This window comes from Streptomyces flavofungini (genome assembly GCF_041028215.1).
Classification (GTDB): domain Bacteria; phylum Actinomycetota; class Actinomycetes; order Streptomycetales; family Streptomycetaceae; genus Streptomyces; species Streptomyces flavofungini_B.
Genome location: NZ_JASKYR010000068.1, coordinates 1 through 16,448 on the forward strand (window position 1 = coordinate 1; position 16,448 = coordinate 16,448).

Annotated in this window: 10 protein-coding genes; 4 read left to right on the forward strand and 6 right to left on the reverse strand. The window is 70.9% G+C overall.

What is annotated here, in order from left to right; all coding sequences use genetic code 11:
- Positions 1-141: 141 nt before the first annotated feature.
- Positions 142-1,278, reverse strand: coding sequence for a molecular chaperone DnaJ (gene dnaJ / locus AB8Z36_RS07475; protein ID WP_369212401.1), 1,137 nt, complete (start codon positions 1,276-1,278; stop codon positions 142-144).
- The gene (gene hrcA, locus AB8Z36_RS07480) at positions 1,279-2,295 is read right to left on the reverse strand and encodes a heat-inducible transcriptional repressor HrcA (RefSeq protein ID WP_369212402.1); all 1,017 of its coding nucleotides are present in this window, start codon (positions 2,293-2,295) and stop codon (positions 1,279-1,281) included.
- 166 nt (positions 2,296-2,461) lie between these two features.
- On the opposite strand from hrcA, the gene AB8Z36_RS07485 reads away from it, so the two are divergent.
- A complete protein-coding gene (locus AB8Z36_RS07485) occupies positions 2,462-3,205 on the forward strand; it encodes an MBL fold metallo-hydrolase (RefSeq protein ID WP_440581872.1) in 744 nt (247 codons plus the stop codon).
- 35 nt (positions 3,206-3,240) lie between these two features.
- Positions 3,241-4,062, forward strand: coding sequence for a DUF3097 domain-containing protein (locus AB8Z36_RS07490; RefSeq protein WP_369212403.1), 822 nt, complete (start codon positions 3,241-3,243; stop codon positions 4,060-4,062).
- A gap of 60 nt (positions 4,063-4,122) precedes the next feature.
- Here the strand turns inward: AB8Z36_RS07490 and hemW are convergent, their stop codons facing one another.
- Positions 4,123-5,355, reverse strand: coding sequence for a radical SAM family heme chaperone HemW (gene hemW / locus AB8Z36_RS07495; RefSeq protein WP_369212404.1), 1,233 nt, complete (start codon positions 5,353-5,355; stop codon positions 4,123-4,125).
- A 64-nt stretch (positions 5,356-5,419) separates the two neighbouring features.
- The gene (locus tag AB8Z36_RS07500) at positions 5,420-7,336 is read right to left on the reverse strand and encodes a SpoIIE family protein phosphatase (protein WP_369212405.1); all 1,917 of its coding nucleotides are present in this window, start codon (positions 7,334-7,336) and stop codon (positions 5,420-5,422) included.
- Positions 7,337-7,591: 255 nt separating this feature from the next.
- Here AB8Z36_RS07500 and AB8Z36_RS07505 point away from each other — a divergent pair, with 255 nt between their 5' ends.
- Positions 7,592-11,686: a HAMP domain-containing protein gene (locus tag AB8Z36_RS07505; RefSeq protein ID WP_369212410.1), complete on the forward strand. Its 4,095-nt coding sequence runs from the start codon at positions 7,592-7,594 to the stop codon at positions 11,684-11,686.
- Between the two features lie 12 nt (positions 11,687-11,698).
- A complete protein-coding gene (locus AB8Z36_RS07510; RefSeq protein WP_369212406.1) occupies positions 11,699-12,283 on the forward strand; it encodes a response regulator in 585 nt (194 codons plus the stop codon).
- A gap of 35 nt (positions 12,284-12,318) precedes the next feature.
- Here the strand turns inward: AB8Z36_RS07510 and AB8Z36_RS07515 are convergent, their stop codons facing one another.
- Together AB8Z36_RS07515 and lepA are read right to left on the reverse strand one after the other, a co-directional pair.
- Entirely contained in the window at positions 12,319-14,208 is a 1,890-nt protein-coding gene (locus AB8Z36_RS07515; protein WP_369212407.1) for an AMP-dependent synthetase/ligase, read from the reverse strand.
- 261 nt (positions 14,209-14,469) lie between these two features.
- Positions 14,470-16,341 carry a translation elongation factor 4 gene (gene lepA, locus AB8Z36_RS07520; protein ID WP_369212408.1) on the reverse strand — a complete coding sequence of 624 codons (1,872 nt, stop codon included), beginning with the start codon at positions 16,339-16,341 and terminating at the stop codon, positions 14,470-14,472.
- Positions 16,342-16,448: the final 107 nt, after the last annotated feature.

Genomic DNA, 16,448 nt, shown 5'->3' on the forward strand with positions numbered 1-16,448 from the left:
CGCGTCCTCCAGCCGCGAGAACAGCCGCCCTCAGGGGCGCGGGGAACTGCGCGAACACCCCCCACACACCCGCAGCCGACGACAAAGCCCCCGGCAACGGAACGAACCGCCACCGGGGACCGAACGCCACCGCTCAAGGCGCTACCGCCCGTTGAACGCGTCCTTGAGCCGCGAGAACAGCCCCTGCTGCCCCGGCTGGAACTGACCCGTGGGCCGTTCCTCGCCGCGGAGCTGGGACAGTTCCCGCAGGAGCCGCTCCTGCTCGGGGTCGAGCTTGGTCGGGGTGAGGACCTCGACGTGCACGATGAGGTCGCCCCGGCCGCCGCCCCGCAGGTGCGTGATGCCGCGCCCGTGCAGCGGCACGGACTGCCCCGACTGCGTGCCGGGCCTGATGTCGATCTCCTCCAGGCCGTCGAGCGTCTCCAGCGGCACCTTCGTGCCGAGGGCCGCCGCCGTCATCGGGATCGTCACCGTGCAGTGCAGATCGTCGCCGCGCCGCTGGAAGACGGAGTGCGGCAGCTCGTGGATCTCCACGTAGAGGTCACCGGCGGGGCCGCCGCCGGGCCCGACCTCGCCCTCGCCCGCGAGCTGGATGCGCGTGCCGTTGTCGACACCGGCCGGGATCTTGACGGTCAGCGTCCGCCGCGAGCGGATGCGTCCGTCGCCCGCGCACTCCGGGCACGGAGTGGGCACGACCGTGCCGAAGCCCTGGCACTGCGGGCAGGGCCGCGAGGTCATGACCTGGCCGAGGAAGGACCGCGTGACCTGCGACACCTCACCGCGACCGCGGCACATGTCACACGTCTGGGCCGAGGTGCCGGGAGCGGCACCCTCCCCGCTGCACGTCGTGCAGACGACCGCCGTGTCGACCTGGATGTCCTTGGTGGTGCCGAAGGCCGCCTCGTCGAGGTCGATCTCCAGCCGGATCATGGCGTCCTGGCCCCGGCGCGTGCGCGAGCGCGGTCCGCGCTGCGACGCCGTGCCGAAGAAGGCGTCCATGATGTCGGAGAAGTTGCCGAAGCCACCGGCTCCGAAGCCACCCGCTCCGCCGCCGCCCGCCTGGGACAGCGGGTCGCCGCCGAGGTCGTAGACCTGCTTCTTCTGCGGGTCCGACAACACCTCGTACGCGGCGTTGATCTCCTTGAAGCGCTCCTGAGTCTTCGGGTCCGGATTCACGTCCGGGTGAAGCTCACGCGCCAGCCTCCGGAAGGCCTTCTTGATCTCGTCCTGGGAAGCGTCGCGGCGCACGCCGAGTACGGCGTAGTAGTCCGTGGCCACTTACGACTCCGCCAGGATCTGTCCGACGTAACGTGCCACTGCGCGTACTGCTCCCATCGTTCCCGGATAGTCCATGCGGGTCGGTCCGACCACGCCTAGTTTCGCGACTGCCTCGCTGCCCGAACCGTAGCCGACCGAGACCACGGACGTGGAGCTGAGCCCCTCATGGGCGTTCTCGTGACCGATCCGTACGGCCATGCCCGAATCCTGCACCTCACCCAGCAACTTGAGGAGCACGACCTGCTCCTCAAGGGCTTCGAGTACGGGCCGGATGGTGAGGGGAAAGTCATGCCCGAAGCGGGTGAGATTGGCGGTGCCGCCGATCATCAGCCGTTCCTCGGTCTCCTCCACGAGCGTTTCGAGGAGGGTGGAGAGAACCGTCGCGACCGTGCCGCGGTCCTCGGCCTCGAAGGCCTCGGGCAGGTCCTGCACCAACTGTGGCACGTCCGCGAAGCGCCGCCCCGCGACCCTGCTGTTGAGCCGCGCCCGCAGGTCCGCGAGCGCCGTCTCGCCGAAGGGCGCCGGGCAGTCGATCAGACGCTGCTCGACCCGGCCCGTGTCGGTGATCAGGACCAGCATCAGCCGTGCGGGGGCCAGCGCGAGCAGTTCCACGTGCCGCACGGTCGAACGTGTCAGCGAGGGGTACTGCACGACGGCGACCTGCCGCGTGAGCTGCGCGAGCAGCCGGACCGTGCGGCCCACCACGTCGTCGAGGTCGACGGCGCCGTCGAGGAAGTTCTGGATGGCCCGGCGCTCGGGCCCGGACATCGGCTTGACTCCCGCGAGCTTGTCGACGAAGAGGCGGTATCCCTTGTCGGTCGGGATGCGCCCCGCGCTGGTGTGCGGCTGGGCGATGAACCCTTCCTCCTCCAGCGCAGCCATGTCGTTGCGGACGGTGGCCGGGGAGACGCCGAGACTGTGCCGCTCGGTGAGCGCCTTGGAGCCGACGGGCTCCTCCGTCCCGACATAGTCGTGGACGATGGCGCGCAGCACTTCGAGCCTGCGTTCACTGAGCATCGCGCACACCTCCAGCCGTCATCCGTCGCCGCGACCCCCGCCTGGCACTCAACGCGGGTGAGTGCCAGCCTGTCAAAGGGTCAGTGTACGGCGGGAAGGTATGGGCCGGGCAAGGCCGGTTCCCTCCCGCTCTGCCGAGGCGTTCCGCAGCCGCTAGCGTCACCGTATGGACGTGGAGCCGGCATGGGAAGCGGCGGGCTGGGAACGGCTCGCCCCGCGCGTGGGGCGGGTCCGCCTGCCCCACTGGGACTGCACGGCCGGGCTCGTCGTCGGTGACGAGGCGGCCCTGATGGTGGAGGCCGGGTCGAGCCTGGCCGAGGGCGCGGCGCTGCGGACCCGGGCCAGGGAGCTGATCGGCGGCGGGCGCAGAGTGACGCATCTCGCGCTGACGCACCCCCATTTCGATCATGTCTTCGGGGCGGCGGCCTTCGCGGGGGTGCAGGTGTACGCGGCCGTGGGCATCGGCACGGTGCTCACCGCGGGCCGCGAGGAGCTGCGCGCGGAGGCGGTGCGGCACGGTCTCGGCGCGGACGCGGCGGCCGAGGCCGCGGACCTCCTGCGGGCGCCGCGGCACCCGGTGAGCGGGGAGTGGACGCTGGACCTCGGCGGCGGGGTCGAGGTGCTCCTGGCGAACGTCGGGCCCGGCCACACGGCGCACGATCTGGCGGTCCTGGCGCACGGCCCCGGCGACGCCCCCGAGGTCGTCTTCTGCGGCGACCTGGTCGAGGAGTCGGGCGAGCCCCAGGCGGGCCCGGACGCGGTGCCCGAGCGGTGGCCCGCGGCCCTGGACCGGCTCCTCGCGCTCGGCGGTGCGGACGCGGTCTATGTGCCGGGGCACGGTGCGGTGGTGGATGCGGCTTTTGTCCGTGCGCAGCGCGCCACACTGGCCGCCCGCTTCGGCGTGTCGTAGCGGGCGGCGGACCGGCTCTTCCTATCGTCTGGAGAATGCGCCAGTACTCCGCCGATCTCACTCCGCCCTGGAAGAAGCCGAAGCCCGTGCCCGAGGTGGCGGCGGACGCCGGTCTCGTGGTGGAGGAGCTGAGCACCGGGTTCTGCGGGGCGGTGGTCCGCTGCGAGAAGACGGCGCAGGGGCCGACGGTGACGCTGGAGGACCGCTTCGGCAAGCACCGCGTGTTCCCCATGGAGCCCCGCGGCTTCCTCCTGGAGGGGCGGCCCGTGACGCTGGTCCGACCGGCCGCGACGGCCCCCGCTCCGGTACGGCCCTCCCGTACGGCGTCCGGCTCGGTGGCCGTCCCGCAGGCGCGGGCCAGGGTCGCGCGCGCCGGGCGGATCTACGTGGAGGGGCGCCACGACGCCGAGCTCGTGGAGCGGGTGTGGGGCGAGGACCTGCGGGTCGAGGGCGTCGTCGTCGAGTACCTGGAGGGCATCGACGACCTGCCCTCGATCGTCGCGGAGTTCTCCCCCGGCCCCGACGCGCGCCTCGGCGTCCTGGTGGACCACCTGGTCCCCGGCTCCAAGGAGTCCCGCATCGCGGCGGAGGTCACCAGCGCGCACGCCCTGGTGGTCGGCCACCCGTACATCGACGTCTGGGAGGCCGTGAAGCCGTCCTCGGTGGGCATCGCGGCGTGGCCCCGGGTCCCGCGCGGCCAGGACTGGAAGCTGGGCGTCTGCGAGGCGCTGGGCTGGCCCGCCAACACGGGCGCGGCCTGGCAGCGCATCCTGGGCTCGGTCCGCAGCTACCGGGACCTGGAGCCCGCCCTGCTCGGCCGGGTGGAGGAACTGATCGACTTCGTGACCGCGCCCTAGCGTCCGGGCCGGGACGGGACGGGACGGGACGGCCGGGAGGGCACGGTCGGGGACGGGCGCCTAGTCCACCAGGTCCCGTACGACCGCGTCCGCGAGGAGGCGGCCGCGCAGGGTGAGGACCGCGCGGCCCTCCTCGTAGGGGCCGGGGGCCAGGAGGCCGTCGGCCAGGGCCTTGCGGGAGGCCGCGAGGCCCGCCTCGCGCAGCAGGGAGAGCGGGCAGCCCGACAGGAGCCGCAGCTCCAGGAGGACGCGTTCGACGCGGCGGTCCTCGGCGGACAGCACCTCACGCCCGGCCCCCGGCGAGCGCCCCTGGGCCAGCGCCGCCGCGTACGCCCCGGGATGCTTCACGTTCCACCACCGCACGCCCCCGACGTGGCTGTGCGCGCCCGGACCCGCGCCCCACCAGTCGGCCCCGCGCCAGTACAGCTCGTTGTGCAGGCACCGGCCCGCCTCGGAGGTGGCCCAGTTGGAGACCTCGTACCACGCGAAGCCCGCGCCCCCGAGCACCTCGTCGGCGATGAGGTACCGGTCCGCGTGGACGTCGTCGTCGGTCATCGGGACCTCGCCGCGGCGGATGCGCCGGGCGAGCTGGGTGCCCTCCTCGACGATCAGCGCGTAGGCGCTGATGTGGTCGGGCCCGGCGCCGAGCGCCGCGTCGAGCGTGGCCCGCCAGTCGGCGTCGGACTCCCCCGGCGTGCCGTAGATCAGGTCGAGGTTGACATGGTCGAAACCGGCCGCCCGCGCCTCGGCCACGCAGGCCTCGGGCCGCCCCGGCGTATGGGTGCGGTCGAGCACCTTGAGCACGTGCTGCCGGGCGCTCTGCATGCCGAAGGAGACGCGGTTGAAGCCGCCCTCGCGCAGCTCGGCGAGGTACGCCTCGTCCACCGACTCCGGGTTCGCCTCGGTGGTGATCTCCGCGTCGTCCGCGAGCCCGAACTCGTCCCGTACGGCCGCGAGCATCCGTACGAGATCCTTCGCGGCGAGGAGCGTCGGCGTACCGCCGCCGACGAAGACGGTCCGCACCGGCCGCGGGTCGTCGCCGAGCACCTTGCGGGCGAGCCGCACCTCGTCGACGAGGGTCTCCGCGTAGTTGTCGCGGGAGGCGAGCACACCGCCGGAGCCGCGCAGCTCGGTGGCGGTGTAGGTGTTGAAGTCGCAGTAGCCGCAGCGCGTGGCGCAGTACGGAACGTGCAGGTAGAAGCCGAGCGGGCGGGAGGCCGCGCCGTCCAGGGCGGACGCGGGCAGCGCCCCGTCCTCGGGCATGGGCTCGCCATCGGGCAGTGCGGAAGGCATGGAGTCGATTGTCCCGCACCGCGCGGGTGACCGGGTGCCCCGAGCCGCGCGGGCGCCCGGCCCCTCAGCGCGCCTGGAGCACGAGCACCGCCAGATCGTCGTCCGGCGGCCGGTCGGAGAACTCGTGCACGAGCCGTCTGATCCGCTCGGCCACCAGCTCCGCGTCGAGCCCCGCGCAGTCGGCGAGGGCCAGCGCGAGGCCGTCGCCGTCGTCGAACTGGAGCCGCCCCGAGCGCCGCTCGGTCACGCCGTCCGTGACGCAGAGCAGCGTGTCGCCGGTCCGCAGGTCGAAGGTCTCGCTCGTGTACGTCTCGTCGTCGAAGACCCCGAGCAGCATCTGCGGGGTCGCCGCGGAGAGCACCTTCCCCTCGGGGCCGAGCAGCAGCGGCAGCGGATGCCCCGCGCACGCGAGGGTGCAGCGGACGCCTCCCTCGTACGGCACGAGCTCTCCGTAGAGCAGCGAGAGGAAGCGGGCGGTGGGGCCGTCGGCGGGCACGCCCTGGCCGCCCGCGACGGCGACGACCGCCGCCGCCGCGTCGGACGCCTCGGTGGCGTCGTCGAGGAGGAGCTGGTTGAGGCGGTCGAGGACCTCGGCGACCGCGTACCCCTCGCGGGAGAGCAGGCGGAGCCAGGGGCGGGCGAGGCCGATGACGACGGCCGCCTCGGGTCCCTTGCCCTGGACGTCGCCGAGCGCGAAGCACCAGCGGCCGTCGCCCGCGTGGAAGAGGTCGTAGAAGTCGCCGCCGGGTCCGCCCTTGTCCCTCGGTTCGTACACCACGGCGCTCTCCATGCCGGGGATCTGCGCGACCTTGCCGGGCAGCAGTCCGCGCTGGAGCACCTGGCTGATGTTGGCCTGGCGCTGGTACCGGCGGGCCGTGCTGATCGCGAGGGCGACCCGGCGGCTGAAGTCCTCGACCAGGCCGGTGACCTCGTCGGGGAAGCGGACCAGGCCCGCCCGGCCGATCACCAGCATGCCGAGGGTGCGCCCGCCCGCGGTGAGGCGGTACGCGAGCGCGGCGCCGGAGGCGTCGTTGGGCAGGGCGGCGCCCGGCCAGTCCACGGGGTAGGCGCCGGAGCCCGCGCCCGCGGGCAGCCTGGGCGGGTCCTTCTCCAGGACGCGGCGGAGGTCCTCTATGCGGCCCTCGCTGGTGTGCCAGACCCGGGCGAGGCGGGTGGCGGAGACGCCGTCGACCGTGTGGGCCGGGCCCTCGGACGCGTCGTCGAGCCAGACCGCGCACCAGTCCGCGAGCCGCGGCACGAGGAGCTGGCCCGCGAGCGCGGCCACCAGGTCCTCGTCGAACTGCCCGGCGAGCAGGTCGGACGCCTCGGCGAGGAAGCTCAGCGCGCCGCGGTTGACCCACTCCGTGTCGTGCGAGATCCGCTTGGGCAGCGGGGCGAGGATCTCGACGGCGCGCGGGCCGCGCTGGACCGCCTGGTCGTTCGCGAACGACTCGATTCCTCCGACGGCCGCCACGCCGTTGACGGAGAGACGGGCCCAGACGCTCTTGGTGCCCGTGCGGTAGGTGATGCCCCAGGACTCGGCGAGGCTCGCGACGAGCTGGAGGCCGCGGCCGTACTCCGGGGTGCCGACCGAGCGCGGGCCCTGGTCGCCGCGGACGGCGCGGGCGGGGTGGTGGTCGGACACCTCGATGACGACGGTCTCGGTCTCCTCCGCGGACGCGGCCTCGTCGAGACGGCACAGCAGTTCGACATCGGTGCCCGCGTGGACGACGGCGTTGGTCGCCAGCTCGCTCACGATCAGTACCGCGTCGTCGGCCAGACGGTTGTCGATACCGGCCGCCGCGGGCACGCCGAGCTCGGCCCAGTCGGCGAGGGCGGCTCGCACGAATCTTCGCGCGGCCGCCGGTGCCAGCGAGTTTCCGGGCAGCGACGCCCGGACCACCGCCGGTGGCCCGGGACGGTCCGGGTTCGTGGCGGAGGCACGGAACGCGGTCTCCCGTTGCGTCGGAATGGACCCCACGGTGCGGCTCCTGAGCAGTTCGGGCGAATACGCCTCAGGCGACACCGACAGAGTGACAGACTGGCCACGCTCATAAGCACCGAGTTACCGAAGTGGGCCGTTATGAGTGAGAACAGTGCTACGCCTGCGCGTACGTCCCGTCGAGTTCCGGCTCCGGCGCGCCCTCCCGCCCCTCCGGCACCTCCGGCGGACGACGGCGCTCCGGCCCATGCCGCCGCCATCGCCCCGGCCGAGCTGCGTCCGCTGCTCGCCGCCATGCGGGCCGCGCGGGACGGCGACTTCACCAAGGTGGCTCCGGTCGGCGAGGGTCTGACCGCCGAACTGTACGCGGTCTTCAATGAGATGCTCGACCGTTCGCTCCACTTCGACGGTGAACTCGTCCGGGTCCGCCGGGAGATCATCCGCCACGGCCGGCTCGACGAGCGGTTCGCGGCGAGCCCGGGGCAGGGCAGGTGGGCGGCGCGCGTCCAGGAGGTCAACACCCTGCTCGACTCCCTGGTCGCCCCGGCGGCGAACGCCACCCGGGTGCTCAACGCGGTGGCGGGCGGCGACCTCACCCAGCGCGTCGACCTGCACGACGGCAGCCGTGAGCTGCGGGGCGACCTGCGCAGGCTCGGCCGCGCGGTCAACACGATGGTCGACCAGCTCTCCCTCTTCACGGGCGAGGTCACCCGCGTGGCCCGCGAGGTGGGCACCGAGGGGCGGCTCGGCGGGCGCGCCAAGGTCCGCGGCCTGTCCGGCAGTTGGCGCGACGTGACCGAGGCCGTCAACACCATGGCCTCGCGGCTCACCGCCCAGGTGCGGGACATCGCCCTGGTGACCACGGCGGTGGCGCAGGGCGATCTGACCCGCACGGTGACGGTCGAGGCGACGGGCGAACTGCTCGAACTGAAGCTGACCGTGAACACGATGGTGGAGCAGCTCTCCGCCTTCGCCGCCGAGGTCACCCGCGTCGCCCGCGAGGTGGGCACGGAGGGGCAGCTCGGCGGCCGGGCGCAGGCGCGCGGCGTGTCGGGCGTGTGGAAGGACCTCACCGACAACGTCAACTTCATGGCGTCCAACCTCACCTCCCAGGTGCGCAACATCGCCCAGGTGACCACCGCCGTGGCCAACGGCGACCTGAGCCAGAAGATCACCGTCGACGCCCGGGGCGAGATCCTGGAGCTGAAGTCGACGGTGAACACGATGGTGGACCAGCTCTCCGCCTTCGCCGACGAGGTGACCCGCGTGGCCCGCGAGGTCGGCACCGAGGGCAACCTCGGCGGGCGCGCTCAGGTGCGGGGCGTATCCGGCGTCTGGAAGGACCTCACCGACAACGTCAACTTCATGGCCGACAACCTCACCTCCCAGGTGCGGAACATCGCGCTCGTCTCGACGGCCGTCGCCCAGGGCGACCTCGGCAAGAAGATCACCGTAGAGGCCAAGGGCGAGATCCTGGAGCTGAAGTCGACCATCAACACGATGGTGGACCAGCTCTCCGCCTTCGCCGACGAGGTGACCCGCGTGGCCCGCGAGGTCGGCACCGAGGGCAACCTCGGCGGTCAGGCCCAGGTCCGGGGCGTCTCCGGCGTCTGGAAGGACCTCACCGACAACGTCAACTTCATGGCGTCCAACCTCACCTCCCAGGTGCGCAACATCGCCCAGGTGACCACCGCCGTGGCCAACGGCGACCTCTCCAAGATGATCACGGTCACCGCGCGCGGCGAGATCCTGGAGCTCAAGGACACCGTCAACACCATGGTGGAGCAGCTCCGCGCCTTCGCCGACGAGGTGACCCGCGTCGCCCGCGAGGTGGGCACGGACGGGCGGCTCGGGGGCCGGGCGCAGGTCCTCGGCGTATCGGGCGTGTGGAAGGACCTCACGGACAACGTCAACTACATGGCCGACAACCTCACCGGCCAGGTCCGCAACATCGCGCAGGTCGCGACCGCCGTCGCCCAGGGCGACCTCTCCAAGAAGATCGACGTGGACGCGCGCGGCGAGATCCTGGAGCTGAAGACCACCATCAACACCATGGTGGACACGCTCTCCTCCTTCTCCTCCGAGGTGACCCGGGTGGCCCGCGAGGTCGGCTCCGAGGGGCAGCTCGGCGGCCAGGCCCGCGTCGAGGGCGTCTACGGCACCTGGAAGCGCCTGACGACGAACGTGAACGAACTGGCGCTGAACCTCACCACCCAGGTCCGCGCCATCGCCGAGGTCGCCTCCGCCGTGGCCCAGGGCGACATGACCCGCGCCATCACCGTGGAGACACGCGGCGAGGTCTCGGAGCTCAAGGACAACATCAACCTCATGGTCTCCAACCTCCGCGAGACCACCCGCGCCAAGGACTGGCTGGAGTCCAACCTCGCCCGCCTCGCGGGCCTGATGCAGGGCCACCGCGACCTGATGGAGGTCGCCGACCTGATCCTGCGCGAGCTGACCCCGCTGGTGAACGCGCAGTACGGCGCGTTCTTCCTGGCCGACCCGGACACCGCGGAGGGCCCGGCGCCCACCCAGGTCACCGCGAAGGGCCTCGCCTTCATCGCGGGGTACGGCGCGGCCCAGGGCTCGGTCGTCGACACCGGCGGGATGCCCGCGCAGGGCCTGGTGCGCCAGGCGGCCCTGGAGAAGAAGCGCATCCTGGTCGAGGAGGTGCCGCCGGAGTACATCAAGATCCATTCGGGGCTCGGCGACGCGGCCCCCGCGACCGTGGTGATCATCCCGATCCTCTTCGAGGACAAGCTGCTCGGCGTGATCGAGCTGGCCACGTTCTCCCGCTTCTCCGACGTCCACCTGGCCTTCTTCGACCAGTTCGTGAACACCATCGGCGTCGCGATCAACACCATCATCGCCAACTCCCGTACGGAGTCCCTGCTCGGCGAGTCCCAGCGGCTCGCCACCCAGCTCCAGGAGCGCTCGGACGAACTCCAGCGCCAGCAGGCGGAGCTGCGCCGCTCCAACGCCGAACTGGAGGAGAAGGCGGCCCTGCTCGCCACCAGCTCCCAGTACAAGTCGGAGTTCCTGGCCAACATGTCGCACGAGCTGCGCACACCGCTCAACTCGCTGCTCATCCTGGCCAGGCTGCTCTCCGACAACCCCGACAACCACCTCTCCGAGCAGGAGGTGCAGTTCGCGACGACCATCCACCGCTCGGGCTCGGACCTCCTCCAGCTCATCAACGACATCCTGGACCTGTCGAAGATCGAGGCGGGCCGGATGGACGTACGCCCCAAGAAGCTGCCGCTGATCAAGGTCCTCGACTACGTCCACGCGACGTTCCGCCCGCTCACCCTCGACCGGGGCCTCGCCTTCGACGTGTCGGTGGGCGAGGACGTGCCGCGCGAGATGTTCTCGGACGAGCAGCGCCTCCAGCAGATCCTGCGCAACCTCCTGTCGAACGCGGTGAAGTTCACCTCGGCCGGCAGCGTCGAACTACGGGTCAGCCGCGTCAAGGAAGCCGCGCGCGACCGCTTGGTCCACGACAACGACGACCTGCTCTGCTTCGCGGTCAAGGACACCGGCATCGGCATCCCGCACGAACAGCTGCCGGTGATCTTCGAGGCGTTCCAGCAGGCCGACGGGACCACCAACCGCAAGTACGGCGGCACCGGTCTCGGCCTCTCCATCAGCCGTGAGATCGCCGGTCTGCTCGGCGGCCGGATCACCGCGGAGAGCCGCCCGGGCCAGGGCTCGGTCTTCTCGCTGTACGTGCCCGTGGTGCACCCCGGCCACGGCGCCGCCGCGATGGCGTACGCCGCGACCCACACCCAGCACCTGCCCGAACCGCTGGAACACGCGGCCCTGCGACCGCACACGGCCCTCGAACCGGACGAGAGCTGGCCCACGCCCACCAAACTCGAGGAGTGGAAGGAAGGGAGCGCGGGCCGCATATTGCCGGGCCGCCGGGTGCTGATCGTCGACGACGACATCCGCAACGTCTTCGCGCTCACCCATGTGCTCAGCCGCGTCGGCATGCCCGTCCTCTACGCGGAGAACGGCCGCGAGGGCATCGAGACCCTGGAGCGCAATCCCGACGTCGACATCGTCCTGATGGACATCATGATGCCGGAGATGGACGGCTACGAAACCATGGCGGCCATCCGCCGCAGCCCCCGCTGGCGTGGGCTGCCGATCGTCGCGCTGACCGCCAAGGCCATGCCGGGCGACCGCGAGAAGGCGATCTCCGAGGGCGCCACCGACTACGTACCCAAACCCGTGGATGTGGACCAGCTCCTCGGTGTCGTCTGTGCCCTCCTGGACCCCGAGGGCACGGCCACCGGCCAAGCGTCCACCTCCCCCGACCCGGCATCCGTCGCAGCGGAACAGCCGAGCACTCCTGAAGAGAGCGCTGCTCCGCCGGCAACCGATTGAGGCACCATGACCATGAGCGCAGAGTCACCGACCGACCACCGCGCGAGCATCCTCCTGGTCGACGACATGGAGGACAATTTGATGGCCCTTGAAGCAGTCCTCGGCTCCCTGAACGAACCGCTGGTGCGCGCCCGCTCGGGAGAGGAGGCGATGAAGGCCATCCTGCGGCAGCGGTTCGCCGTGATCCTGCTCGACGTGCGGATGCCCGGCATGGACGGCTTCGAGACCGCGACCAACATCAAGCGCCTCGACCAGACCAAGGACGTGCCCATCATCTTCCTCACGGGCACCGACAACGACGCGGGCTACGCCTTCCGCGGGTACGCGACGGGCGCCGCCGACTACCTCACCAAGCCCTTCGATCCCTGGGTGCTGCGCGCCAAGGTCACCGTCTTCCTCGAACTGCACCGCAAGAACCGGCAGCTGGAGCGGATACTCGCTCGGGAGCAGCGCCAGTTCGACGAACTGGCCGCCCGCCTCTCGGCGATCGAGAGCCACATGGCGGCGAGCAGCCTCCAGGACGTCCTCGAACTGCGCCGCCATGTGACGCACATGGAGGAGCTGGTGCAGGAGATGCGCCGCGCACGGGGCGTCTGAGCCGACGGCTCCCGTGCGCGGCGCGTCCGACGTTCTCAGGCCTCCCGCGAACCGGCGTACATCTCGTCGATCAGGTGCTTGTACTCCCGCTCGACGACCGGGCGCTTGAGCTTCAGGCTCGGCGTCAGCTCGCCGTGCTCGACGTCAAGGTCGCGCGGCAGCAGGCGGAACCGCTTGATGGTCTGCCAGCGCTGGAGTCCTTCGTTGAGCTGCTTCACATAGCCCTCGACGAGTTCGACCGCCGCGGGCGACGCGCAGACCTCGGCGTAGGACTTGCCCTCCTGGCCGTTCTCCTTGGCCCACTGAAGGATCGCGGGCTCGTCGAGGGAGATCAGCGCCGTGCAGAAGTTCCGGTCGGCGCCGTGCACCAGGATGTTGGAGACGTACGGACACACCGCCTTGAACTGGCCCTCGACCTCGGCGGGCGCGATGTACTTGCCGCCGGAGGTCTTGATCAGGTCCTTCTTGCGGTCGGTGATCCGCAGATAGCCGTCGACGGACAGCTCGCCGATGTCCCCGGTGTGGAACCAGCCGTCGGACTCCAGGACCTCGGAGGTCTTGTCGGGCAGCTTGTGGTAGCCCTCCATGATGCCGGGACCGCGCAGCAGGATCTCGCCGTCGTCCGCGATCCGCACCTCGGTGCCGGGCAGCGGCTTGCCGACCGTGCCGGTGCGGTAGGCCTCGCCGGGGTTGACGAAGGAGGCGGCGGAGGACTCGGTCAGGCCGTAGCCCTCCAGGATGTGGATGCCCGCGCCCGCGAAGAAGTACCCGATCTCCGGGGCGAGCGCGGCGGAGCCGGAGACGGCGGCGCGCAGCCGTCCGCCGAAGGCCTCGCGCAGCTTGGAGTAGACGAGGGCGTCGGCGGTCCGGTGCTTGGCGCGCAGCCCGAAGGGCACGGAGGCGGTGCCGGTCCTGCGGAAGTTGTCCTGGCTGACCTTCGCGTACTCGCGGGCGACCTCGGCGGCCCACTGGAAGATCTTGTACTTGGCCGCGCCGCCCGCCCGCGCCTTCGCCGCGACGCCGTTGTAGACCTTCTCGAAGATGCGGGGCACGGCGGCCATGTAGGTCGGCTGGACCACCGGCAGATTCTCGATGATCTTGTCGACCCGGCCGTCGACGGCGGTGACGTGCCCCAGCTCGATCTGCCCGGAGGTCAGCACCTTGCCGAAGACGTGGGCGAGCGGCAGCCACAGGTACTGCACGTCGTCGGGGCCGAGGAGCCCGGTCGCCGCGATGGCCTTGGCCATGTACGACCAGTTGTCCTGCGGCAGGCGCACGCCCTTGGGGCGTCCTGTGGTGCCGGAGGTGTAGATGATCGTGGCGAGCTGGTCCTTGGTGATCGCCGCGATGCGCTCCTTGACGAGGCCGGGGTTCTTCTCCAGGTGCGCGGCGCCCCTGGCCTCCAGGTCGGCCAGGGTGAGCACCCAGCCCTCCGGGTCGCCGTCGGCGGCCGACGCGCCCTCGGGGTCGATGACCACGACGTGCTTCAGCTCGGGCAGCCCGGCCCGCTTCTCGCGCGCCTTGGCGAGCTGCGCGGCGTCCTCAGCGATCATGATCCGGCTCTCGGAGTCGGACACGATGTACGCGGACTCCTCCGCGTTGGTCTGCGGGTAGACGGTCGTGGTGGCCGCGCCCGCGCACATGATGCCGAGGTCGGCGAGGATCCACTCGACCCGGGTGGAGGAGGCGAGGGCGACGCGCTCCTCTGGGCGGATGCCGAGCTCGATGAGGCCCGCCGCGATGGCGTAGACGCGCTCGGCCGCCTCCGCCCAGCTCAGCGCCTTCCAGTCGTCCGGGCCCTCGCCGGAGGCGGCGGGCACCGGGTAGCGATAGGCCTCGGCATCGGGCGTGGCCGCCACGCGCTCCAGGAACAGGTGCGCCACGGAGGGCGGACGGTTCTCGATCAAGGTCTGTGTGTCGCTCACGACATCCTCCGGGCCCACGTCAGTGCGGCGGAACTGGCTGGCGGCTGCTTCTTACATCCCTCAGGGCTACTTGTTTAACTTGCGAGTAACCTACGAGTGGTGATCAGAGTAGAACGCCGACGCCCGGTGCGTAAGGGGCATCTGCCTGTCACTTCCTCCAGACACCCAAACGGAACGAGCAGGCCCGCCGCAACGCGCCGCGGGCCCGGTACGCATGCGCACCGGGCCCGCGTGGCCACGGCGGAGCCGCGGCCGGGGTGACTACTTCTTGGCCTTGCCGGGGCCGCTGTCGTCGCTGGAGAGCACCGCGATGAAGGCTTCCTGCGGCACCTCGACGGAACCGACCATCTTCATGCGCTTCTTGCCCTCCTTCTGCTTCTCCAGGAGCTTGCGCTTACGGGAGATGTCACCGCCGTAGCACTTGGCGAGCACGTCCTTGCGGATGGCGCGGATGGTCTCGCGGGCGATGACCCTGGACCCGATCGCCGCCTGGACGGGCACCTCGAACGCCTGGCGCGGGATGAGCTCGCGCAGCTTGGCGACGAGCCGCACGCCGTACGCGTACGCCTGGTCCTTGTGCGTGACCGCCGAGAAGGCGTCGACCTTGTCGCCGTGGAGCAGGATGTCGACCTTGACGAGCTGCGCGGACTGCTCGCCGGTGGGCTCGTAGTCCAGCGAGGCGTAGCCGCGCGTCTTCGACTTGAGCTGGTCGAAGAAGTCGAAGACGATCTCGGCGAGCGGCAGCGTGTAGCGGATCTCGACGCGGTCCTCGGAGAGGTAGTCCATGCCGAGCATGACGCCGCGCCGGTTCTGGCACAGCTCCATGATCGAGCCGATGAACTCGCTCGGGGCGAGGATCGTGGCGCGCACGACGGGCTCGTACACCTCGTCGATCTTGCCCTCGGGGAACTCGCTCGGGTTGGTGACCGTGTGCTCGGTGCCGTCCTCCATGATCACGCGGTAGACCACGTTGGGGGCGGTGGCGATCAGGTCGAGCCCGAACTCGCGCTCAAGGCGCTCGCGGATCACGTCCAGGTGCAGCAGGCCGAGGAAGCCGACGCGGAAGCCGAAGCCGAGCGCGGCGGACGTCTCCGGCTCGTAGACCAGCGCGGCGTCGTTGAGCTGGAGCTTGTCGAGCGCCTCGCGGAGGTCGGGGTACTCCGAGCCGTCCAGCGGATACAGACCCGAGAAGACCATCGGCTTCGGGTCCTTGTAACCGCCGAGCGCCTCGGTCGCGCCCTTGTTCAGGGAGGTGATCGTGTCACCGACCTTGGACTGACGGACGTCCTTCACGCCGGTGATGATGTAGCCCACCTCGCCGACGCCGATGCCGTCGGCCGGGGTCATCTCGGGCGAGGAGACGCCGATCTCCAGGAGCTCGTGCGTGGCGCCGGTGGACATCATCCGGATGCGCTCACGCTTGTTGAGCTGACCGTCGACGACTCGTACGTACGTCACCACGCCGCGGTAGGAGTCATAGACCGAGTCGAAGATCATCGCGCGCGCCGGGGCGTCCTTGACGCCGACCGGGGGCGGGATCTCGGCGACGACCTTGTCGAGCAGCGCCTCTACGCCCATGCCGGTCTTCGCGGAGACCTTCAGGACGTCCTCGGGGGCGCAGCCGATGAGGTTGGCGAGCTCCTCCGAGAACTTCTCCGGCTGGGCGGCGGGCAGGTCGATCTTGTTCAGTACGGGGACGATCTTGAGGTCGTTCTCCATCGCCAGGTAGAGGTTGGCGAGAGTCTGCGCCTCGATGCCCTGGGCCGCGTCGACCAGGAGGATCGTGCCCTCGCAGGCCGCGAGCGAACGTGAGACTTCATACGTGAAGTCCACGTGGCCCGGGGTGTCGATCATGTTGAGGATGTGGGTCCTGCTCTGGTCCGGGCCCTCGGTCGGGGCCCAGGGCAGACGCACCGCCTGGGACTTGATCGTGATGCCGCGCTCGCGCTCGATGTCCATCCGGTCGAGGTACTGAGCACGCATCTGCCGCTGCTCCACCACACCGGTGAGCTGGAGCATCCGGTCGGCGAGCGTGGACTTGCCGTGGTCGATGTGCGCGATGATGCAGAAATTGCGGATCAGAGCCGGGTCGGTACGGCTCGGCTCGGGCACATTCTTAGGGGTCGCGGGCACGCAGGGTCCTGTCTCTTGAGGCGCCTGTCGCCTCGGGTCGGATCTATACGGCCTGGGACTTGATCGTGATGCCGCGCTCGCGCTCGATGTCCATCCGGTCGAGGTAC

Bases quoted from the DNA above. Each gene is read 5' to 3' on its own strand.
- hrcA (WP_369212402.1), bottom strand. From the start codon at position 2,295: ATGCTCAGTGAACGCAGGCTCGAAGTGCTGCGCGCCATCGTCCACGAC.
- AB8Z36_RS07485 (WP_440581872.1), top strand. From the start codon at position 2,462: ATGGACGTGGAGCCGGCATGGGAAGCGGCGGGCTGGGAACGGCTCGCC.
- AB8Z36_RS07490 (WP_369212403.1), top strand. From the start codon at position 3,241: ATGCGCCAGTACTCCGCCGATCTCACTCCGCCCTGGAAGAAGCCGAAG.
- hemW (WP_369212404.1), bottom strand. From the start codon at position 5,355: ATGCCTTCCGCACTGCCCGATGGCGAGCCCATGCCCGAGGACGGGGCG.
- AB8Z36_RS07505 (WP_369212410.1), top strand. From the start codon at position 7,592: ATGCGGGCCGCGCGGGACGGCGACTTCACCAAGGTGGCTCCGGTCGGC.
- AB8Z36_RS07510 (WP_369212406.1), top strand. From the start codon at position 11,699: ATGAGCGCAGAGTCACCGACCGACCACCGCGCGAGCATCCTCCTGGTC.